Origin of the sequence: Kineococcus terrestris (assembly GCF_041020755.1) — a bacterium.
Taxonomy (GTDB): domain Bacteria; phylum Actinomycetota; class Actinomycetes; order Actinomycetales; family Kineococcaceae; genus Kineococcus; species Kineococcus terrestris.
In genome coordinates this window covers 76,178-95,756 of sequence record NZ_JBEUEI010000006.1, presented here as the reverse complement: position 1 = coordinate 95,756, position 19,579 = coordinate 76,178, and the positions used below count along the sequence as shown (strand labels likewise).

Sequence of the window (19,579 nt, the reverse complement as noted above, 5' to 3'; positions counted from 1 at the left end):
GCTCACGAGGACCTCCGGCCGCGGCTGCGGTCGGGAGCGCCCGCGCCGCGCCGCGGCAGGACGGCGAGCGAGCGGCGCACGACCGACTCGCGGGCGCGCAGGGCTTCCGGCGCACCGGGTTCGGCGCGCGCGAAGGACAGCAGGACCCCGATCGCGCACAGGGTCAGGACGAGGGCCGAGCCGCCGGCCGAGATGAGCGGCAGCGGAACCCCGATGACGGGCAGCAGGCTCAGGACCACGGCGATGTTCAGCAGCGCCTGGCCGACGATCCACGTGCCGAAACCCACGACGGCGAGCTTGACGAACAGGTCCTGCGAGCGGCGCACGAGCCGCACGCAGGCCAGGGCGAACGCCCCGAACAGCGCCAGCACGGCGAGCGTGCCGGGCAGGCCGAGCTCCTCGCCGAGGACGGCGAAGATGAAGTCGTTGTGGGCCTCGGGCAGCCACTGCCACTTCTCCCGGCTGGCGCCCAGGCCGAGGCCCCACCAGCCGCCGGAGGCCAGGGCGTACTGGCCCTGGACGGGCTGCCAGGCCAGGCCCTGGATGTCGGCCGTGGTGGCCGGGGACTCGGTGAGCCAGTGCGCGACGCGGTTCATGCGGTTCTGGCTGCTGAGCACGAGGGCGGCCGCGACCGCGGCGCCCGCGCCGCCGGCGAGCGCGAAGAACCGCGCGGGGACGCCGGCGACCCACAGCATCCCGGCGACCACCACCATCATCACCAGGGCGGTGCCGAGGTCGCGCTGCAGGAGGACGAGCCCCGTGGTCAGCGCGCAGCTGGGCAGCAGGGCCCCCAGCAGCTGCAGGGGCTTGTGCAGGACGTCGCGCTTGCGCACGAGGGCGAGCGCGCACGCCAGCACGAGCGCCACCTTCGCCAGCTCCGAGGGCTGCCCCTGCAGCGGGCCGAGCACGATCCAGTTGCGGTTGCCCTTGACCTCGTGGCCGATGCCGGGCACGAACACGGCGAGCATCAGCAGCGTCGAGACGCCCAGGACGGGCAGCGCCAGGCGCGACCAGGCGCGCGCGGGCACCCGGCTGGCCACGAGCAGGCCGAGGGCTCCCAGGACGGCGAACGTCGCCTGGTTCTTGAACAGCGTGAACTGCGAGCCGTAGATCCGCAGGGACTCCACGCTGGAGCTGGACAGCACCATCACCAGGCCGATGACCACGAGCAGCGCCGTGGTGGCCAGCAGGATGTGGTGGGTGGCCAGCGGGGAGTCGAGCAGGCGGGTGCGCTCGCGCACCCACGCGCCGACGGCCTCCAGGCGGGCGTGGCGGGGGCGCGCCGGGGCGGCGGGCGAGGACCCGCGCGCGGGACGGGGCGAGGGGCGGGGCGGGGTCGTGGTGGCCACGGCTCAGCGCCCCGTCGCCCGCCGGCGCACGGCGGCGGCGAACTCGTCACCGCGGTGGGCGTAGGAGACGAACTGGTCCATCGACGCGCACGCCGGCGCGAGCAGGACGGTGTCGCCGGGGCGGGCGAGCCCGGCCGCGCGGGCCACCACGGCGTCCATCAGGGCGGGGGCGGCGGCGACCCGGGGATCGGTGGGCGCGTCGGCGCCGGGGGCTGCAGCGGGCACCCCGGCAGTCTCCGGGAGGTCCACCTCGACGACCGGGACATCGGGGGCGTGTCGGGCCAGCGCCTCGCGCAGCACGTGCCGGTCGGCGCCCAGCAGGACGACGGCGCGCAGGCGCTCGCGGGCGCCGGCGACGAGGTCGTCGAACCGGGCGCCCTTGGCCAGACCCCCGGCGATCCAGACGACGGAGCCGAAGCCGGCCAGCGACGCGGCCGCCGCGTGCCCGTTGGTGGCCTTGGAGTCGTCGACCCAGCGGACGCCGTCGAGGTCGGCGACGCGGGCGACGCGGTGGGGGGCGGGCGCGAAACCGCGCACGCCGTCGCGCACGGCCGCCTGCGGGACGCCGTGCGCGCGCGCCAGGGCGGCCGCGGCCAGCACGTTGTCGACGGTGTGCCGGCCGGCGGGCACGCCGTCGCGCGCCAGGTCGGCCAGCGTGCACAGCTCGGCGGCGCTGCTGCGCCGCTCCGGCACGAACGCCCTGTCGCACAGCACGTCCTCGACGACGCCGAGCATCCCGACGGCGGGTACGCCGCGGGTCAGGCCGACGGCGCGGGCGCCCTCGACGACGTCGGCGTCGCGCACCAGCTGCAGGGTGCGCTCGTCGGCGTCGTGGTAGACGACGGCGCGCTCGGTGTTCTCGTACACCCGGCCCTTGGCCAGCGCGTACGCGTCCATCGAGCCGTGCCAGTCCAGGTGGTCGGGCGCGACGTTGAGGCAGGCGGAGGCCAGCGGGCGCAGCGAGGCCCGCGTGTCGGTGGACAGCCAGTGCAGCTGGTAGCTGGACAGCTCGACCGCGAGGACCTCGTAGCCCTCGGGGTGGCGCATGGCCTCCACGAGCGGGGTGCCCACGTTGCCCGCCGAGGCCGCGCGCAGCCCGGCCGCGCGCAGCACCGCGACCGTCAGCTCCACCGTCGTGGTCTTGCCGTTGGTGCCGGTCAGCGTCAGCCACGGCGCGGCGCCGGTCTCCGGGCGCATCCGCCAGGCGACCTCCACGTCCCCCCACACCGGCACGCCGGCCAGCCCGGCCCCCGCCAGCAGCGGGGAGTCCGGCCGCCAGCCCGGGGAGGTGACCACGAGGTCCACGGCGCCCCAGCCGTCCGGCGGGGCGGCCAGGTGCTCGGGGCCCAGGTGCGTGCGCGCGCCCAGGACCTCCAGCAGCTGCGCCTTCTCCCGCTGCTGCTCGCCCGCGGCGGCGTCGACGACGACGACCTCGCAGCCGGCCTCCAGCAGGGCGTCGGCCACGGCGAAGCCGGACACGCCCAGCCCGAGGACGAGGGTGCGCAGGCCCGCCCACGGCGAGCCGGCGTGCCGCAGCGAGCGCACCCGGTCGGTGTCCTCCGCGCGCGGGGACGGGTTGCCCAGCCAGCCGTCCGCCGCGCTGCGCCCCGTCATTCGCCGACCACCCACTCCGCGTAGAACAACCCGAGGCCGAGCGCCACGAAGAGCCCGGCGATGATCCAGAACCGGATGACGATGGTGACCTCGCCCCACCCCGCCAGCTCGAAGTGGTGCTGCAGCGGCGCCATCCGGAACACCCGTCTGCCGGTGAGCTTGAAAGAACCCACCTGCAGGATCACCGACAGCGTGATGAGCACGAACAGGCCGCCCAGCACCACCAGCAGCACCTGCGTGCGCGACAGGATCGCCAGGCCCGCCAGGGCACCGCCCAGGGCCAGCGACCCGGTGTCCCCCATGAAGATCTTCGCGGGGCTGGCGTTCCACCACAGGAACCCGAAGCAGGCGCCCATCACGGCCGCGGCCACCACCGCCAGGTCCCGCGGGTCGCGCACCTCGTAGCAGCGGCGCTCGATCTCGGTGAGGGTGGCGCAGTTCTGGTTGGACTGGAACGTCCCGATGAGCACGTAGGCGCCCAGCACCATCGTGGTCGCGCCCGTGGCCAGCCCGTCCAGGCCGTCGGTGAGGTTGACGCCGTTGCTGACCGCGGAGGTGATGACCAGCGCCCACACGACGAACAGCAGCGTGCCGCCCACCGTGCCGGCGAACGCCAGGTCGAAGCGGGTGTCGCGCAGGAACGAGATGTTCGTCGAGGCGGGGAACACACCGTCGGCGGAGGGGAACTGCAGCGCCAGGACCGCGAACGCGATCCCGACCAGGCCCTGCCCGGCCAGCTTCGCCCTCGGCCGCAGGCCCAGGCTCTGCTTGCGGGAGATCTTCAGGAAGTCGTCGAGGAAACCCACGACGCCCAGGCCGGTCATGAGGAACAGCACGAGCAGGCCCGAGGCCGTCGGCGGCCGCCACAGCACCAGGTGGGCCGCCGCGTACGCCAGCAGGGACGCCAGGATGATGACGGCCCCGCCCATCGTCGGGGTGCCGCGCTTGACGTGGTGGGTGGTCGGGCCGTCGTCGCGGACGAACTGCCCGTAGCCGCGGTGCACCAGCCAGCGGATGTACAGCGGGGTGCCGAACAGGGCGACGACGAGCGAGACGGCGCCCGCGATGAGCACGATCCTCACGCGCGCGCCCCCGTCGCCGCCGCCAGGCGCTCGGCCAGCGGGCCCAGGCCGGCGGAGTTGGACGCCTTGACCAGCACGACGTCGCCGGGGCGCAGCTGCTCGCGCAGGAACTCCTCGGCGGCGGCGACGTCGGGCGCGAACGCCGCCTCGTCGCCCCAGGAGCCCTCCATCACGGCGCCCGTGTACGCCGGGCGCGCGCCGGCGCCGACGACGAGCAGGCGCGAGACGTCCAGGCGCACCGCCAGGCGGCCCACGGCGTCGTGCTCGTCGCGGGAGGTGTCCCCCAGCTCGAGCATCTCCCCCAGCACCGCCCAGGTGCGGCGCCCGCCGGCCATCGCCACGAGGGCGCGCAGCGCGGCGCGCACCGAGTCGGGGTTGGCGTTGTAGGCGTCGTGGACGACGGTGACGCCGTCGGGCCGCTCGGTGACCTGCATGCGGCCCGGGCTGCGCGGCTCGGCCGCCGACAGGTCCCGCGCCACGTCGTCGAGGTCGCGGCCGGCGACCAGCGCCACGGCCGCCGCGGCCAGCGCGTTGGGCACCAGGTGCTCGCCGTGCAGGCGCAGCGCCACGGGCGCGCGCCGGCCGTCGGCGACGAGGGTGAAGGAGGGGCGGGCGAGGTCGTCGAGGACGACGTCCTCGGCGCGCACGTCGGCGCCGGCCTCGAGCCCGAAGGTGAGCGCGCGGGCGCTCGTGCGCGAGGCCATGGCGGCCACGCGGTGGTCGTCGGCGTTCAGGACGGCCGTGCCGTGCGCGGGCAGCGCCTCCACGAGCTCGCCCTTGGCCAGCGCGGTGGCCTCCAGCGAGCCGAACTCCCCGACGTGGGCGGCGCCCACGTTGAGGACGACGGCCACGTCCGGCGGCGCGGTGCGGCACAGCGCGGCGATGTGCCCGGGTCCGCGCGCGCCCATCTCCGCGACGAGCACGCGGGTGCCCTCGCCCACGCGCAGGACGGTCAGCGGCACGCCGACCTCGTTGTTGTAGCTGCCCTGCGGGGCGACGACGTCGCCGAGGGGGGCCAGGACCTGGGCGAGCAGGTCCTTGGTGGTCGTCTTGCCGGCCGAGCCGGTGACCCCGACGACGAGGGGGCGCGCGGCGCCCTCCCCCCGCCGCCCGCGCAGGCGCGCCAGCACGCCGGCGGCCAGCGCGCCCAGGGCCGCCTGGCCGTCGGCCACGCGCACCACCGCGGCGGCCCCCTCGGCGGCCCCCTCGGCGGCGGGGAGCCCGAGGCCGGCCGGGTCGCGCTCGGACAGCACGACGACCGCGCCCGCGTCGACCGCGGCGCGGGCGTGCTCGTGCCCGTCGGTGCGCTCCCCGCGCAGGGCGACGAACACGGCACCGGGGGCGGCCAGCCGCGAGTCGACGACCACGGGACCGGTCGCCCGCGCCCGCGGGTCCCCGGCGGCCACCTCGCCGCCCACCAGCTGCGCGACCTCCGCCGCGCTCAGCCCGATCACGCCCTACCTCCCGGCACGTCCACGTCCACGTCCTCGTCCACCGGGTCCGGGGCGGTCCCCGGACCCTCGTCGCGCCGGGCGCGTCGCCACGCCAGCAGCGCCTCGCGGGCCACCTCGCGGTCGTCGAAGGGGTGCACGACCCCCGCGACCTCCTGACCGGTCTCGTGGCCCTTGCCGGCCAGCAGCACGGTGTCCCGCGGGCCGGTGCAGCGGGCCAGGGCCGCGGCGACCGCGGCGCGCCGGTCGGCCACCTCGACGACCTCCACGGTGTCCTCCCCGCGCGCGGCGGCCGCCTCCCGCGCGCCCGCGAGGACCGCGGCGCGCACGGCCGCGGGCTCCTCCGAGCGGGGGTTGTCGTCGGTGACGACCACGACGTCGGCGCCGGTCGCGGCCGCCCGGCCCATCACGGGCCGCTTGCCGCGGTCGCGGTCGCCGCCCGCGCCCAGCAGGCACACCAGGCGCCCGGGGGTCTGCGCGCGCAGGGTGGCCAGGACGCGCTCCAGCGCGTCGGGCGTGTGCGCGTAGTCGACGACGACGAGCGGCTCGGGCGCGCCGGTGCCGACGGGCTGCATGCGCCCGGGCACCCCGTCGGCGGCGGGCAGGCCGCGCTCCACCTGCTGCGCGTCCAGACCGGCGGCCAGCGCCGCCACGGCCGCCAGCGCGGCGTTGGCGACGTTGAAGCGCCCGGGCAGCCCGACGCGCAGCCGCAGGCGCGTGCCGTCGCGGTGGCGCAGCGCGAAGGAGCTGCCCGTCCGCTCGGCGACCACGTCCGCGACCGTCCAGTCGGCGGACCCGCCACCGCCGGCGGACCCCTCGCCCGTGGCGACGGTGGTCACGGGCAGCCCGGCCGCCGACGCCAGCTCCGCCACGCGCGCGCCCCAGCCGCCCGGGGCGTCGACGGCCACGACGGCCGCGCGCGCCCGCGCCGGGGTGAACAGGGACGCCTTGGCGAGGAAGTAGTCCTCGACGGTGCCGTGGAAGTCCAGGTGGTCCTGGCTGAGGTTGGTGAAGACGGCGACGTCCACGACCAAGCCGTCCACGCGGTGCAGCGCCAGGGCGTGGCTGGAGACCTCCAGCGCGCAGCCGCGCACCCCGGCGTCCACCATGCGGCGCAGCAGGGCGTGCAGGTCGGGCGCCTCCGGCGTGGTCCGCACGCTCGCCACGCGCTCGCCCGCCACCCGCGTCTCCACCGTGCCCAGCAGGCCGGTCGTCCAGCCCGCCGAGCGCAGCAGCGCCTCCACGAGGTAGGCCGTCGTGGTCTTGCCGTTCGTGCCGGTGATCCCGACGGTGGTCAGCAGGTCGCCGGGACGCCCGTGCACGAGGGCCGCCACCTCGCCGAGGACGGCGCGCGGGTCGTCGACCACCCAGGCGGGCAGGCCGGCGGCCGCGACGTCCGCGGCGCCCGCGGGGTCGGTCAGGGCCAGCCGCGCGCCGGCGGCCGCGGCCTGCGCGGCGAAGCGGGCGCCGTGCGCGCGGGCACCGGGCAGGGCCGCGTACAGGTCGCCGGGGGCCGTGCGCCGGGAGTCGAGGGTGACGCCGGTGACGGTGCCGCCCGGCTCCGGCGCGGCCGCCGGGCCCGCCGGCCGGGGCAGCGCGCCCAGGAGGCGGGAGACGTCGCCCACGGTCGCCGACCCGCGGGCGCTGCCGCCGGCGGGGTCGTCGGTCATCGGCACGGGGGGAGGTTACCCGCCCGCACGGCCCGCCCCGGCGCGACGCTCCCGGCCACCGCGGCGGCAGCGGCGCCGGCCGCGCGGGGGCGGACCGGCGCGGGACCTGACGCGGACGTCACGGGGCGACGCCCCACTCCAGCGGCAGCCGCGCGGGTTCCGACGCCGAGGGGGGCACCCCGCGCTGGCGCAGCGCGTACGTCATGACGTCCTTGAACACCGGCCCGGCCGTGGAACCGCCGTAGTAGCTGGTCCGCGGGTCCTGCAGGATCACCGCGACGACCAGCTGCGGGTCGTCGGCGGGCGCCATCCCGATGAACGAGGCCGTGTACCCGTTGTAGCGCCCCACCTCGTCGTCGTAGCGCTGCGCCGTACCGGTCTTGCCCGCCACCAGGTACCCGGGGATGTTCGCGGCCTGCGCGGTGCCGCCCTCCTCGACGACGGCCTCCATCATCTGCCGCAGCGTCGTGGCGGTCCCGCTGCTGACGACCCTGCTCGAGGCGGGTGCCGGCGACGGCGTGTAGTCGCCGTCGGGGCTGGAGGTGCCGGAGACCAGCGACGGTTCCACCCGGACGCCGTCGTTGGCGATGGTCGCGAACACCGACGCGGCCTGCACGGCGTTGACGGACAGGCCCTGCCCGAACATCACCGTGAACCGCTGGCTGCCGGAGTACTCCTCGGGCGGCGCGACGATGCCGGCCGTCTCCCCCGGGAACTCCAGCGCCGTGCGCGAGCCGAAGCCGAACGCCCGCTGGTAGTCGTACAGGGTCCCGGCGTCCAGCTTCTCGCCCGCCATGATCGTGCCGGTGTTGCTCGAGGTGGCGAGCACGCCGGCGAGGGTGAGGTTCTCGTCCTCGTGCGAGTGCGAGTCGTGGAACACCTTGTCGGCGCGCTCGATCTCGTCGGGCACCACGAAGCGGCTCGCGGGGGTCTCCACCCCCTCCTCCAGGACGGCGGCCATCGTGACGACCTTCGCGGTCGACCCCGGCTCGAAGGCCTCGGTCAGCGCCGTGTTGTTCAGCTGCGTGTTGGTGAACCCGGTGAGGTTCGAGGGGTCGATGCTCGGCGCGCTGGCCAGGGCGAGCAGCCGTTGCTGGCGGTCCATCACCACCACGGTGCCCGACCGCGCACCGGTCTCCTCGACCTTGGCGGCGATGGCGGTCTGCGCCTTCCACTGCAGGTCGCGGTCGATCGTCAGGTGCAGCGAGTGCCCGTCGACGGCCTCGGTGGTCTCGCTCTCCCCCAGCGGGATCTGCTGGCCCTGCAGGCTGCGCTCGTAGCGCATCGAGCCGTCGGTACCGGTCAGCAGCTCGTCGTCGGCCATCTCCAGGCCCGACAGCGCCTGCCCGTCGCGGCCCAGGACGCCGACGAGCGTGGAGGCCGCGTCGCCGGCCGGGTAGATGCGCTGCGTCGTGCGCTCGCTGGCGATGCCGGACACGTCCAGGGCCACCACCCGCTGCCACGTCTCCGGGGTCAGCCCGCGCGCCAGCACGGCGTAGCGGCCCTCGCCGGTCAGCTTGCCCGTCAGCGTCTCCTCGTCCACGCCGAGCACGGGCGCCAGCAGCCGGGCCGCGCCCGCGGGGCCCTGCGGCAGGTCCTCGTCCCGGGGGCTGCCGTCCGCGCGCGTGTTGAACGAGGCGATGATCGAGGGGTCGGCCACGACGGTGCGCCGCTCCACCGAGGTGGCCAGGACCACCCCGCGCGCGTCGAGGACCTCGCCCCGCTCGGCGTGCAGGGTCAGCTGCGAGGTGCGCTGGGCGAGCGCCCGCGCGGCCAGCGCGGAGGCGTCGGCGCCCTGCAGCTGCACCAGCCGCGCGCACAGCAGCGCGAGCACGAGCATCACGGCGAGCACCCACAGGCGCAGGCGGCGGTCGGGTCGCACGGCGGCCCCGCGGGCACCGGCGGCGGTGCGGGAGGTGGGACGGGACGGGCGGGGCACGTCGCTGCGGCTTCCTCTCGGGCGTCGTCGGGTCGGGGCGTCCTCGGGTCGGGGCGACCCGCTCAGGGGGTGGTCGCGGGCGCGGGGTCCTGCGTGGCCCCGGGCTCGGGCGGCGCGACGGCGGCCGTCGGCTCGCCGAGCGCCTCGTCGGCCGTCAGGTGCACCGGGGCCGGCGCGGGGACCATGCCCAGCTCGGCCGCGCGCCGCGCCAGCTCCTGCGGCGCCGCCCGCTCGGCCAGCGACTCCTGCGCGGCCTCCTGCTGCTCGGCCAGCCGCTGCGACTGCACCTGCAGGTCGGTGATGCGGTAGGCGTCGCCCGCGACGGCGATGTTCGTCATCAGCAGGCCGAACAGGCCGAGGGTGAGCAGCACGACGCAGGCGAGCGGCAGCGGCACGCGCAGCCGGCGCGCGGACGGCGGGGTGATGACGCGCAGCGCCGGGCGGTCCGCGGCGGCCTCGGCACGCGCGCGGGCCCCGCGGGCCGCGATCAGTGGCTGGCTCATCACCGGCTCCTTCCGTGCGTCGTGCCGATCGGGTGGCCCGGGCCGCTCTCGCGCGGTCCGGGCGGGTCGTCCGCGCCGAGCTCGCCGGGTCGTGCGCGGCGAGCGGGCCGCGGGCGGGACGGTTCCCGCCCACGATCATCCGGCGGTCGCCGGCGCACGGCGCGCAGGCGCGCCGAGGCGGCGCGGGGATTCCGGGCGAGTTCCGCCTCACCGGCGCCCCGCCCGCGCAGCAGGAGTTCCGCGCGGGGTTCCGAACCCGGCGGCAGCACCGGCAGGCCGGGCGGCGCGGTCGACGTCGACAGCGCCGCGAACGCGCGCTTGACGAGCCGGTCCTCCAGCGAGTGGAACGTCAGCACGGCGAACCTGCCGCCGGGGGCGAGGCGGTCGAACACCGCGGGGACCGTCCGCTCGACGACGCGCAGTTCGTCGTTGACGGCGATGCGCAGCGCCTGGAACGTGCGCTTCGCGGGGTTGCCCCCGGTGCGGCGCGCGGCCGCGGGGACGTTGGCGCGCACCAGGTCCACGAGCCGGGCGGAGTTCCGGAACTCCTCCTGGGCGCGGGCGCGCACGAGGGCGGACGCGATGCGGCCGGCGAACCTCTCCTCGCCGTACTCGCGCAGCACGCGGGCCAGTTCCGCCTGCGGCAGCGTGTTCAGCAGGTCGGCGGCCATCGGGCCGTCGGAGGTGGCGTCCATCCGCATGTCCAGCGGCGCGTCGCGGGCGTAGGAGAAACCCCGCACGACCTCGTCGAGCTGCAGCGAGGAGACGCCCAGGTCGAGGAACGCCGCGTCGACCGCGGGCAGCCGCAGCTCGTCCAGGACGCGGGGCAGTTCGTCGGAGACGGCGTGCGCGAACGTGACGCGGCCGGCGAACGGGGCGAGCCGGGCGCGGGCCAGTTCGAGCGCCTGCGGGTCCCGGTCGACGCCGACCAGGTGCAGCCCCGGCAGGCGGCGCAGGAGTTCCTCGGCGTGCCCGCCCATGCCCAGCGTGCCGTCGACGCAGACGGCGCCCTCGTGCTGCAGAGCGGGCAGGAGGACCTCGACGCACTCGGCCAGCAGGACCGGGACGTGCAGCTCCCGCGCGGGCGCCCCGCCGTCCGGCCGACCCGTCACGTCCCCCTCCCCCGCGTCCGTCACGTGCCCGCTCGTGGTGCTCCCGTCGGTGTGGCGGTCGCCGGCGCGGTGCGGGCGGTCGGACCACCCACCTGCCGCCGGGCCAGGTCCCCATCCGCTCCGCGGTCCGCGGGCCTGGCGCCGGGGAAGTGGCGTCAGGGCAGCGGGGTGCGGGAGCGGCTGGAGGCCTCGCTCGACGGTCGGACCCCCGCGGAGCGGGGGTGCGCGCACGGGTCAGACGATCCCGGGGAGCACCTCCTCGCGCTGGTCGGCGAAGGCGGGCTCGGCACCGGCCAGGTAGGTCTCCCAGGTCGGCAGGTCCCAGACCTCGACGCGCGAGCCGGCGCCGATGACCGCGACGTCGCGGTCCAGACCGGCGTAGGCGCGCAGCAGCGGCGGCACGGTGAAGCGGCCCTGCTTGTCCGGCTTCTCGTCCGAGGCGCCCGACAGGAAGACGCGCAGGTAGTCGCGCGTCTCCTTGCGGGTCAGCGGCGCGCGCCGCAGCTCCTCGTGCATCCGCTCGAACTCCTGCAGGGGGAAGAGGTAGAGGCATCGCTCCTGGCCCCGCGTGAGCACGAGGCCGTCGAGCAACTGGTCCCTGAACTTGGCGGGGAGGACCAGCCGCCCCTTGTCGTCCAGCCGCGGGGTGTACGTGCCCAGGAACACGCGCACCCCCGCCGGACGGCACTCACGGCCCCCGGTGCGAGCCGCTGCGCTCCACCGTACTCCACTTTCCTCCACCGTCAACGCGGACCCACCGTCCGTAGTCGCGCGGCGACGACATCGCCGCAGGTCAGAGCGGTGGAGCGCGGTGGAGGGCCGCGCGCCCGCCCCCCGGCCCCTCCACCCGGCCCCACCGCGCCCACCGGGGTCGCCGGCGCCGGCCGCGCAGCACCCGCCGCAGCACCCGCCGCAGCACCCGCCGCAGCACCCGCCGCAGCACCCGCCGCCGGACCCGCCCGGGACCCGCCCGCGGGAGGGCCGTCCGGGTCCCGGGCGGGGGCGTGGACGGGCAGGAGGGGGTACCGGTGGGGCACAGTGGGGGGGCGCTCCCCCGGGGCCCGCCCGGCGGCGCGCGCCGCAGCACGAGGGCCGCCCAGGGCCCGCGACGAGACGAGGGCACGTGACGACGACGAGCGCACCCCCCGGCAGCCCCTCCGCGCCGGAGCCGGTGCCCTCCGGCGCCGACCCGGCGCAGGCGCTCGCCCGGCTCGCGGGCACCGCGGACCGGCTCGCCGCGGCCGTCGACCGCGTCATCCAGGGCAAGGACGAGACCGTCCGCCTGGCGATCACCGTGCTGTTCGCCGAGGGGCACCTGCTGGTGGAGGACGTGCCCGGCGTCGGCAAGACCATGCTGGCCAAGGCCCTGGCCCGCGCCGTGGACGGCAGCGTGCGGCGCGTGCAGTTCACCCCGGACCTGCTGCCCAGCGACGTCACCGGCTCCAGCGTCTGGAACCAGGATCGCGGGGACTTCGAGTTCCGCCCGGGCGCGGTCTTCGCCAACGTCGTCATCGGCGACGAGATCAACCGCGCCTCGCCCAAGACGCAGTCGGCGCTGCTGGAGTGCATGGAGGAGGGGCAGGTCACCGTCGACGGCACCACCTGGCCCCTGGAGCGGCCGTTCATCGTCTTCGCCACGCAGAACCCGGTCGAGATGGACGGCACGTACCCCCTGCCCGAGGCCCAGCGCGACCGCTTCACGGCCCGCATCTCGATGGGCTACCCCTCCGCGGAGGCCGAGCTGCTCATGCTCTCCGAGCACGGCGCCGTGGAGCCGCTGGCGGGCCTGCGGCCCGTCGTCCACGTCGACGAGGTGCGCGAGCTGATCCGCGCGGTGCGCTCGGTGCACGCGGCGCAGGCGCTGCAGCAGTACGTCGTCGACCTCGTGCGCAGCACCCGCGAGCACCCCGACCTGCGGCTGGGCGCCTCGCCGCGGGCGGCGCTGCACCTGCTGCGGACCGCGCGCTCGCGCGCCGCGCTGGACGGGCGCGACCACGTCCTGCCGGACGACGTGCAGGCGCTGGCCGTGCCGGTCGTGGCGCACCGCCTGGTGCTGACCGCCGACGCCCAGCTGTCCGGGCGCACCGGCGAGGACGTCGTCGTCGACGTCCTGCGCCGGACCCCGCTGCCGGTCCCCCGGTGACACCCGCCGCCGGCGCTCCCTCGACCTCGGGTGGAGCCTCGGACCCGGCCGCGGCGTCCGGCCGGACCCGGACGCGCCCCACGGCGCGCGGGGCGGCCCTGGCGCTCGCCGGTGCGGGGGCCGCCGTGGCGGGCCCGGTGCTCGGCCAGGGGGACCTGTTCAGCGTCGGTGTGCTCCTGCTGGTGCTGGTCGCGCTGGGAGCCGTCGCCGCCCACCGCGGCGCCGGCAGCCTCGACCTCGAGTCGAGGTCGAGGGACCTCGTCGTGGAGGCCGGCTCCCCCGCGCCGGTCCGCCTCACCGTCGTCGTGCGGCGCCGCGCCCACGCCGCCCGGGTCGTCGTCGAGGACGCGGCCCCCGTGCTGCTGGGCGGCGGCGCCCGCCTGGGCGTGCCGCCGCGCGAGCCCGGGCGGACGGCGTCCCTGGAGCACGTCGTCACCTCCGAGGTGCGCGGCTCCTTCCGCCTCGGCCCCGCCGCCGTGCGCAGCGGCGACCTGTTCGGCCTGGCCCGCTCGCGGCGGCGCCTGGGCGGCGCCGTGGCGATCGACGTCCTGCCCCGGGTGCACCGCCTCGCCGAGCTGACCCTCGGAGACGTCGGCGGCTCGCGCGGCTCCTCGGCCAGCGCGGCCTCCACCAGCTCCCCCGACGACGCGTCCATCCGCGAGTACCGCGTCGGCGACGACCTGCGCCGCGTGCACTGGCGCTCGACCGCGCGCCGCGGCACGGTCATGGTCCGCTCGGACGAGCACCCCGGGCACCCGGACGCCGTCCTCCTGCTCGACGACCGCGCGGGCGCCCACCGGGGCCCGGGGCCGGCCTCCTCCCTGGAGCACGCCGTCAGCACCGCGGCCTCCGCCGCCGTGCACCTGCACCGGCGCGGCCACCGCGTCCGGCTGCTGCACGCCGGCGCGCTGGACCGGGTCCGCGAGGCGGACGAGGCGTCCGCCGTGCGCCACCTGCTGCGCAGCCTGGCCCGCCTGCGCCCGGCGCGCGAGGACTCCCTGGCCCGGTCCGTGCGCGCGCTCGGCCGCTCCGAGTCCACGCTCCTGGTCGCCGTCCTCGGCGACGTCGACGAGCGCGACGTCCAGCCGCTGCTCAGCGCCCGGCCGCTGGGCGCACCCGCCCTCGCGGTCCTGCTGCGCACCCGCACCTGGGCGGGCACCGGGTCAGGGGGCACCGACCCCGACGCCGACCGGCGCCTGGACCGCGCGCGCCTGGTCCTGGCCCGCGCCGGGTGGCGCACCGCCGTCGCCGAGGCCGGTGAGCCCGTGCCGGTCGTGTGGGAGCGCCTGGCCCGCAGCGGTGCCGGTGCCCGGCGCGCCCCCGCCCCGGGCGCGGCCGGCGGTCCCGGACCGGCCGCCGGGGGTGCGACCATCGAGGGGGGCTCCGACGCCGCGCGGACCCCGCCGTCCCCGCGACCCGCCGGCCGACCCGCCGGCCGACCCCCGAGCGAGGTACCGTGACCCGCAGCGCCCGGACCGCCTGCTGGGCGGGCCTCGCCTCCGCCGCCGTCGTCCTGTCCGTGCGGCCGCTGGTCTCCGGCACCGGCTGGCTCGTGCCCGCCCTGGCCGTCGTGGCCGCCGTCACCGGGACCGGCCTGCTCGTGCGCGCGCTGACCCGCCGGCCGGGGCTGGCCGCGGGCGTCCAGCTGCTCGTGCTCCTCGGCGCCGTCCTGGTCCTCTTCGGCGGCAGCACCACGGTGCTCGGCGTCGTCCCCACCTCCGCGACACCCGCCCGCCTGGCCCAGCTGTTCGGCGATGGCGTGCAGGTGGTGCGCAGCTACAGCGTGCCCGCGGTGGACCTGCGCGGGCTGCGGCTGCTGCTGGTGGCCGGCGCCGGGCTGACCGCGTGGGCCGTGGACCTGCTCGCCGTGGCTCTGCGCCACCCCGCCCTGGCCGGTGTGCCGCTGGCCGCGGTGTACGCGGTGCCGGTGGTGCTCGCCCCGGGCGGCTCCTCCGGGTGGGCGCTCGCGCTCGTCGCCGTCCCCTACCTCGTCCTGCTGGTCACCGCCGGTGACGGGCGCCGGCGCTGGGCGGGCTCCGCCCGCGCCGGCGTGCGCTCGGCCCGCACCGCGGCGGCCGCCGGCACGGGCGCGGTGGCGCTGGTGGCCGCCGTCGCGGTGCCCGCCGCCGTCCCCGGGCTCGACGAGCGCGCCCTCACCTTCGGCGGGGGCGGCGGCGACACCATCGCCGTCATCAACCCCATCCTCAACCTCAAGGCGAGCCTCGGGGCGCGCTCCGACGCGACGATCCTGTCCTACGAGACCGACGAGGACGACCCCGAGCCGCTGCGCATCGTCACCGCCGACGTCTTCGACGGGCAGACGTGGGCGCCGAGCACGGGCGCCGACATCCCCCGCCGCCAGCGCGTGCAGGACGGGCTCAGCGACCCGCCGGGGATGTCGGGGGCCGTCCGCGAGCAGTCCGCCGTGCGCCGGACCAGCATCGCGGTGCGCGGGCTGGACCAGACGTACCTGCCGCTGCCCTACCCCAGCACCCGCGTCGAGATCGACGGCGACTGGCTGTACGAGACGAGCAGCCTCAACGTGGTCGGCGACGGGGAGACGACCCGCGGGCGCACCTACACCGCCACCCACCTGGAGGTGCGCCCCACCGAGGAGCAGCTGCGCACCGCGCCACCCGCTCCCGGCGACGTGCAGGAGGTCTTCACGGCCCTGCCCGAGGGGCTGCCCGAGGTGGTGTTCGAGACCGCGCGCGAGGTGACCGCCGGTGCCGCCGACGCCTACGAGCGGGCGGCGCTCATGCAGCGCTGGTTCCGCTCCACCGGCGGCTTCACCTACTCCACGACCGCCCCCAACGACGGCGGCTCCGACGCCGTCGCCGCCTTCCTGCAGGAGAAGTCGGGCTTCTGCGTCCAGTACGCCTCCGCGATGGCCGTCATGGCCCGCACGCTGGGCATCCCCGCCCGGGTGGCCATCGGCTTCCTGCCCGGCGAGGAGGTCAGCGACGGGCGCTGGCGCATCAGCGCCCAGGACGCCCACGCCTGGCCCGAGCTGTGGTTCTCCGGTGTCGGCTGGGTCCGGTTCGAGCCCACCCCGGCCACCCGGACCGGGCAGTCGCCCTCCTACTCGCAGCCGCGCACCCCCGTCACGCCCGTCACGCCGAACGCTCCGGCCGCCGCGCCGCAGGGTCCGGGCCCGTCCGCGGACGCCCCGGCGCCGGAGGAGGAGACCAGCGCCGCCGAGGCGGGCGGGGCGGCGGGCGCCGACGGCGAGCTGACCGGCTGGCAGCGCGTCGCGGCCCTGCCGTGGGGCTGGCTGGCGCTCGGGCTCGCCGCGCTGGTCGCGCTGCTGCTGCCCGCCGCGTCCGCCGCGGCGCTGACGCGGCGGCGCTGGCGCGGCGCCGTGGACGGGGCGACGGCCGCCGAGGCCGCCTGGGCCGAGCTCGTCGACCGCACCCGCGACCTCGGGGCGCAGTGGCCGGCCTCGGCCACCCCGCGGCAGTCGGCCGCCGCGCTGGGACGGCTGGTGGACCTGCCCGGCCAGGCGCAGGAGGACCTGGCCCGGGTGCGCCGGGCGGTCGAGGGCGCTCGGTACGGCGCGGGCTCGCGGCCGTCCGCGCCGGGCGCGGGCGGCACCGGGGTGCTGACGCGCGCCGCGACCGGTGGCCGCCTCGTGCGCGCCGACGTGGACGCCGTGGTGGCGGCGGTGGCCCGCCAGCGCCCGGCGGCCGTGCGGTGGCGGGCGCGCCTGCTGCCCACCGCGGGGCTGCGGGCGCTGCTGGCCTGGTGGGACAGGGGCTGACCCTCCCCCCGCCGCCCACCCGGTCGGCTCCCGCGGCGTTCCCGGCGGGCTCTCCGGGAGGCGTCGCCGGGCCGAGGGGGACGTCCCCCGACGCGCGACACCCGGCCGCGCGGTGCGCGGCCGGGTGTCGGGTCAGGTGCGGGGTCGGGGCGCAGGACCGGGAGGCCGGCGCCGCGGGGTCACCACTGGTTGCGGCGGCGGTCCCAGCGCTGCTCCATGCGTTCCATGAACGAGCCGCCGCGGCGCGGCTTGGGCCCGCTGGGCGGGCGCGGGCCCGATGCGGCGGGAGGCTGCCCGGCCGGCTTCGCGTCGGTCCCCCTGGCCGGAGAGAAGGCCCAGATGGTGCCGGCGAGCATGACGATGAAGCCGCCCGCCCCCAGCCAGATCTGGCTCGTGCTGACCCCGATGACGAGGAGCACGAGACCCACCACGACGGCGGCGATGCCGACGACCAGACGTCGGCGCGCACCCCCGGCTCCGTGGCGGGAACCCCGCATGGCGTTGGCGAACTTCGGATCGTCCGCGGACAGCGCACGTTCCATCTGCTCGAGCAGACGCTGCTCATGTTCAGAGAGCGGCACCTGTACCTCCTGGCGTGCGCACGGTGAGGGTTCGAGGATAGGTCCCCGCGGGTGGGGGCGAAACTCGACTGGTCCATGGTCCCCCACCGCGTCCGCGTCCGGGGTCCGAACGCGTCGGTCGACGACCCGACGGCCCAACGCCCGGCCCCTACCAGGTGGTTCCCGCGGGCCCGTCGCCGGGTGCTCCGGCCGCGTCCGGCCCTCCCGCCGCCCCCGTCCCGCCGGGCGGGCCGAGCAGGGTGGCGGGGCGCACCGCCCCGTCGCCGAACCGGGCCCCGGCGCGGTCGACCGCCCCATCGGCCTCGCGCCACCCGCGCTCGCGCTCGCCCAGCGCCAGCTGGTGCGGCTGACCGGCCGAGCGGGCCAGCCCCTCCAGGCGGACCCCGACCAGCCGCACTCGCGCGCGCTGCAGGCCGAGGGCGTCGAAGAGGTCGCGGGCGGTGGCGTGCACCTCGCGGGTGACGTCGGTGCGCTCGGCCAGCGTGCGCGAGCGGGTGATCGTGCTGAAGTCGGCGAAGCGCACCTTCAGCACGACGGTGCGCCCCGCCAGGCCGGCCGCGCGCGCCCGCGCCGCGGTCCGCTCGGCCAGCCGCAGCAGCTCCCGGTGCACGAGGCGGGGGTCGTCCACGTCGCGGGCGAAGGTGCGCTCGGCGCCGACGCTGCGCTCGGGGGCGGTCGCGACCACCCGCCGCTCGTCGCGCCCCCACGACAGGGCGTGCAGCCGGCGCCCGGTGCCCTCGCCCAGCGCGCGCACCAGCGTGGCGACGGGCGTGTGCGCGACGTCGGCCACCGTGCGCAGCCCCAGCCGCAGCAGGACCTCCTCGGTGCGCTCGCCCACCCCCCACAGCGCCCCCACCGGCAGGGCGTGCAGGAAGGCCACCGTCCGCGCGCGCGGCACCACGAGCAGGCCGTCGGGCTTGGCCGCCGCCGAGGCCAGCTTCGCGACGAACGGCGCCGAGGCCACCCCCACCGAGCAGGTGATGCCCTGCTCGTCGGCGATCCGGTCGCGCAGCAGCCGCGCGATCCGGGCGGGACCGCCCAGCCGGCGCACGGCGCCCGCGACGTCGAGGAACGCCTCGTCCAGGCCCAGCGGCTCCACCACCGGGGTGACCGAGCGGAAGACCTCCACCACCCCGGCCGAGACGCGCGCGTAGTCGGCGTGGTGGGGGGTCAGCACCGTGGCCTCCGGGCACAGCCGGCGGGCGCGGCTGACCGGCATCGCCGCGTGCACGCCGCGGCGGCGCGCCTCGTACGTGGCCGACAGCACCACCCCGCGCGCCCCGCCGCCCACCACGACCGGGGTGCCGGCGAGGTCGGGCCGGCGCAGCAGCTCCACGGACGCGTAGAAGGCGTCCATGTCGACGTGCAGCACCGTGCACCCGGTGTCGTCGGCGTCCGCACCGCCCCAGCCGCCCGGGCGGGGCGGGTGGCGCCGGCTCACGCCGGACCGCCCGGACCGCTCGCGCCGTCCGCACCACCCGCGCCCCGCGCGGCGCGGGCGCGGGGATCAGCCCCGCACGGCGTGCAGGTGCAGGTGCCCGGCCAGCGGCAGCAGCTCCGGCGAGCGCGAGGCCGCCGACTCCAGCGCGCGCAGCAGGGCGAGCTCGGCGTCGGACCCGGCGCTCGCCGGGGGCACCACGTCGGCGAAGGTGCGGGTCCCCTCGACGTCGGTGACGGTGAACCCCGCCCGCTCGGCCAGCCCGGTGGCCGAGGCGCGGTCGAAGCGGCGGCGCAGGGGGTCGGTGGCGCTCCAGCGGTGCGCCTCGTCGGACAGGGCGTGCAGCGCCTGCTCCAGGCGGCCGGCCAGGGCGCGGGAGAGCACCGTCGCGGGCCACTGCGCCACCAGCAGGCTGAGCCGGCCGCCCGGGCGCAGGACGTCGTGGGCCGCGCGCAGCGCGGCGAGCGGGTCGTCGACCACCTCGAGCACGCCGTGGCACAGGAGCAGGTCCGCGCTGCCCGCCGGCAGCAGCGACGCCAGGTCGGCCGCGTCGCCCTGCACCGAGCGCACCCGGCCGGCGAGCCCGGCCTCCACCGTGCGCCGCTCGAGCGCGGCGAGCGCGTCGGGGCTGGGGTCGACCACGACGACGTCGTGCCCCAGGCCGGCCACCCGCACGGCCAGGCCGCCGGTGCCGCCGCCCAGGTCCACCACGGCCCGGGACCCGCCGTCCGGGGCGGGCGGCAGGTCGGCGAGGAGTCGCTGCACGCCCTCCCAGAGGACCGTCGACGTCCGGGGGCGGCCCCGCTCCTTCGCCACGCGCTCCTCCAGGTGGTCCTCGTGCGGCGCGCGCCGGCCCGGCGCGCGTCCGCGCCCCACCCTAGACACGGCACCGGGCCGCGGTGCGGGACCTCCCGCGGCGCGGGAGGGGTGCCCGGGC

15 protein-coding genes are annotated in these 19,579 nt (G+C 77.9%); 3 read left to right on the top strand and 12 right to left on the bottom strand.

Going from position 1 to position 19,579, the window contains the following annotated elements:
* Positions 1-2: 2 nt before the first annotated feature.
* The 9 genes from ftsW to mraZ form a co-directional block, all read right to left on the bottom strand.
* Positions 3-1,349 carry a putative lipid II flippase FtsW gene (gene ftsW / locus AB8M62_RS05805; RefSeq protein ID WP_369053529.1) on the bottom strand — a complete coding sequence of 449 codons (1,347 nt, stop codon included), beginning with the start codon at positions 1,347-1,349 and terminating at the stop codon, positions 3-5.
* Positions 1,350-1,352: 3 nt separating this feature from the next.
* On the bottom strand, positions 1,353-2,963 hold the full coding sequence (gene murD / locus AB8M62_RS05800) for a UDP-N-acetylmuramoyl-L-alanine--D-glutamate ligase (protein WP_369068915.1): 1,611 nt from the start codon (positions 2,961-2,963) through the stop codon (positions 1,353-1,355).
* Entirely contained in the window at positions 2,960-4,045 is a 1,086-nt protein-coding gene (gene mraY / locus AB8M62_RS05795) for a phospho-N-acetylmuramoyl-pentapeptide-transferase (protein WP_369053533.1), read from the bottom strand. Before mraY ends, murD begins: the two co-directional genes overlap by 4 nt.
* The gene (locus AB8M62_RS05790; RefSeq protein WP_369068914.1) at positions 4,042-5,499 is read right to left on the bottom strand and encodes a UDP-N-acetylmuramoyl-tripeptide--D-alanyl-D-alanine ligase; all 1,458 of its coding nucleotides are present in this window, start codon (positions 5,497-5,499) and stop codon (positions 4,042-4,044) included. Before AB8M62_RS05790 ends, mraY begins: the two co-directional genes overlap by 4 nt.
* Positions 5,496-7,166, bottom strand: a complete 1,671-nt coding sequence (locus AB8M62_RS05785) for a UDP-N-acetylmuramoyl-L-alanyl-D-glutamate--2,6-diaminopimelate ligase (RefSeq protein WP_369053653.1) — start codon at positions 7,164-7,166, stop codon at positions 5,496-5,498. Before AB8M62_RS05785 ends, AB8M62_RS05790 begins: the two co-directional genes overlap by 4 nt.
* A 118-nt stretch (positions 7,167-7,284) precedes the next feature.
* Positions 7,285-9,105, bottom strand: coding sequence for a peptidoglycan D,D-transpeptidase FtsI family protein (locus AB8M62_RS05780; RefSeq protein WP_369053537.1), 1,821 nt, complete (start codon positions 9,103-9,105; stop codon positions 7,285-7,287).
* A gap of 62 nt (positions 9,106-9,167) precedes the next feature.
* Positions 9,168-9,608 (bottom strand): cell division protein FtsL, encoded by a 441-nt coding sequence (ftsL, locus tag AB8M62_RS05775; protein ID WP_369068913.1) that lies wholly within the window; start codon positions 9,606-9,608, stop codon positions 9,168-9,170.
* On the bottom strand, positions 9,608-10,720 hold the full coding sequence (gene rsmH / locus AB8M62_RS05770) for a 16S rRNA (cytosine(1402)-N(4))-methyltransferase RsmH (RefSeq protein WP_369068912.1): 1,113 nt from the start codon (positions 10,718-10,720) through the stop codon (positions 9,608-9,610). The genes ftsL and rsmH overlap by 1 nt, the downstream gene beginning before the upstream one ends.
* A gap of 234 nt (positions 10,721-10,954) precedes the next feature.
* Positions 10,955-11,386, bottom strand: a complete 432-nt coding sequence (gene mraZ / locus AB8M62_RS05765) for a division/cell wall cluster transcriptional repressor MraZ (RefSeq protein ID WP_369053543.1) — start codon at positions 11,384-11,386, stop codon at positions 10,955-10,957.
* Positions 11,387-11,843: 457 nt separating this feature from the next.
* Here mraZ and AB8M62_RS05760 point away from each other — a divergent pair, with 457 nt between their 5' ends.
* The 3 genes from AB8M62_RS05760 to AB8M62_RS05750 all read left to right on the top strand — a co-directional run bounded on the left by AB8M62_RS05760 (position 11,844) and on the right by AB8M62_RS05750 (position 16,623).
* Complete coding sequence (locus AB8M62_RS05760) at positions 11,844-12,863, top strand: AAA family ATPase (RefSeq protein ID WP_373694859.1); 1,020 nt, start codon at positions 11,844-11,846, stop codon at positions 12,861-12,863.
* Positions 12,864-13,000: 137 nt separating this feature from the next.
* Complete coding sequence (locus AB8M62_RS05755) at positions 13,001-14,323, top strand: DUF58 domain-containing protein (RefSeq protein ID WP_369068911.1); 1,323 nt, start codon at positions 13,001-13,003, stop codon at positions 14,321-14,323.
* Entirely contained in the window at positions 14,320-16,623 is a 2,304-nt protein-coding gene (locus AB8M62_RS05750; RefSeq protein WP_369068910.1) for a transglutaminase TgpA family protein, read from the top strand. The genes AB8M62_RS05755 and AB8M62_RS05750 overlap by 4 nt, the downstream gene beginning before the upstream one ends.
* Positions 16,624-16,802: 179 nt before the next feature.
* Here the strand turns inward: AB8M62_RS05750 and AB8M62_RS05745 are convergent, their stop codons facing one another.
* From AB8M62_RS05745 to AB8M62_RS05735, 3 genes are all read right to left on the bottom strand, one after another.
* Entirely contained in the window at positions 16,803-17,204 is a 402-nt protein-coding gene (locus tag AB8M62_RS05745; protein ID WP_369053549.1) for an SCO2097 family morphological protein, read from the bottom strand.
* A gap of 148 nt (positions 17,205-17,352) precedes the next feature.
* Positions 17,353-18,645, bottom strand: coding sequence for a DNA polymerase IV (dinB, locus tag AB8M62_RS05740; RefSeq protein WP_369068909.1), 1,293 nt, complete (start codon positions 18,643-18,645; stop codon positions 17,353-17,355).
* Positions 18,646-18,711: 66 nt separating this feature from the next.
* Positions 18,712-19,458, bottom strand: a complete 747-nt coding sequence (locus tag AB8M62_RS05735; protein WP_369053553.1) for a methyltransferase domain-containing protein — start codon at positions 19,456-19,458, stop codon at positions 18,712-18,714.
* Positions 19,459-19,579: the final 121 nt, after the last annotated feature.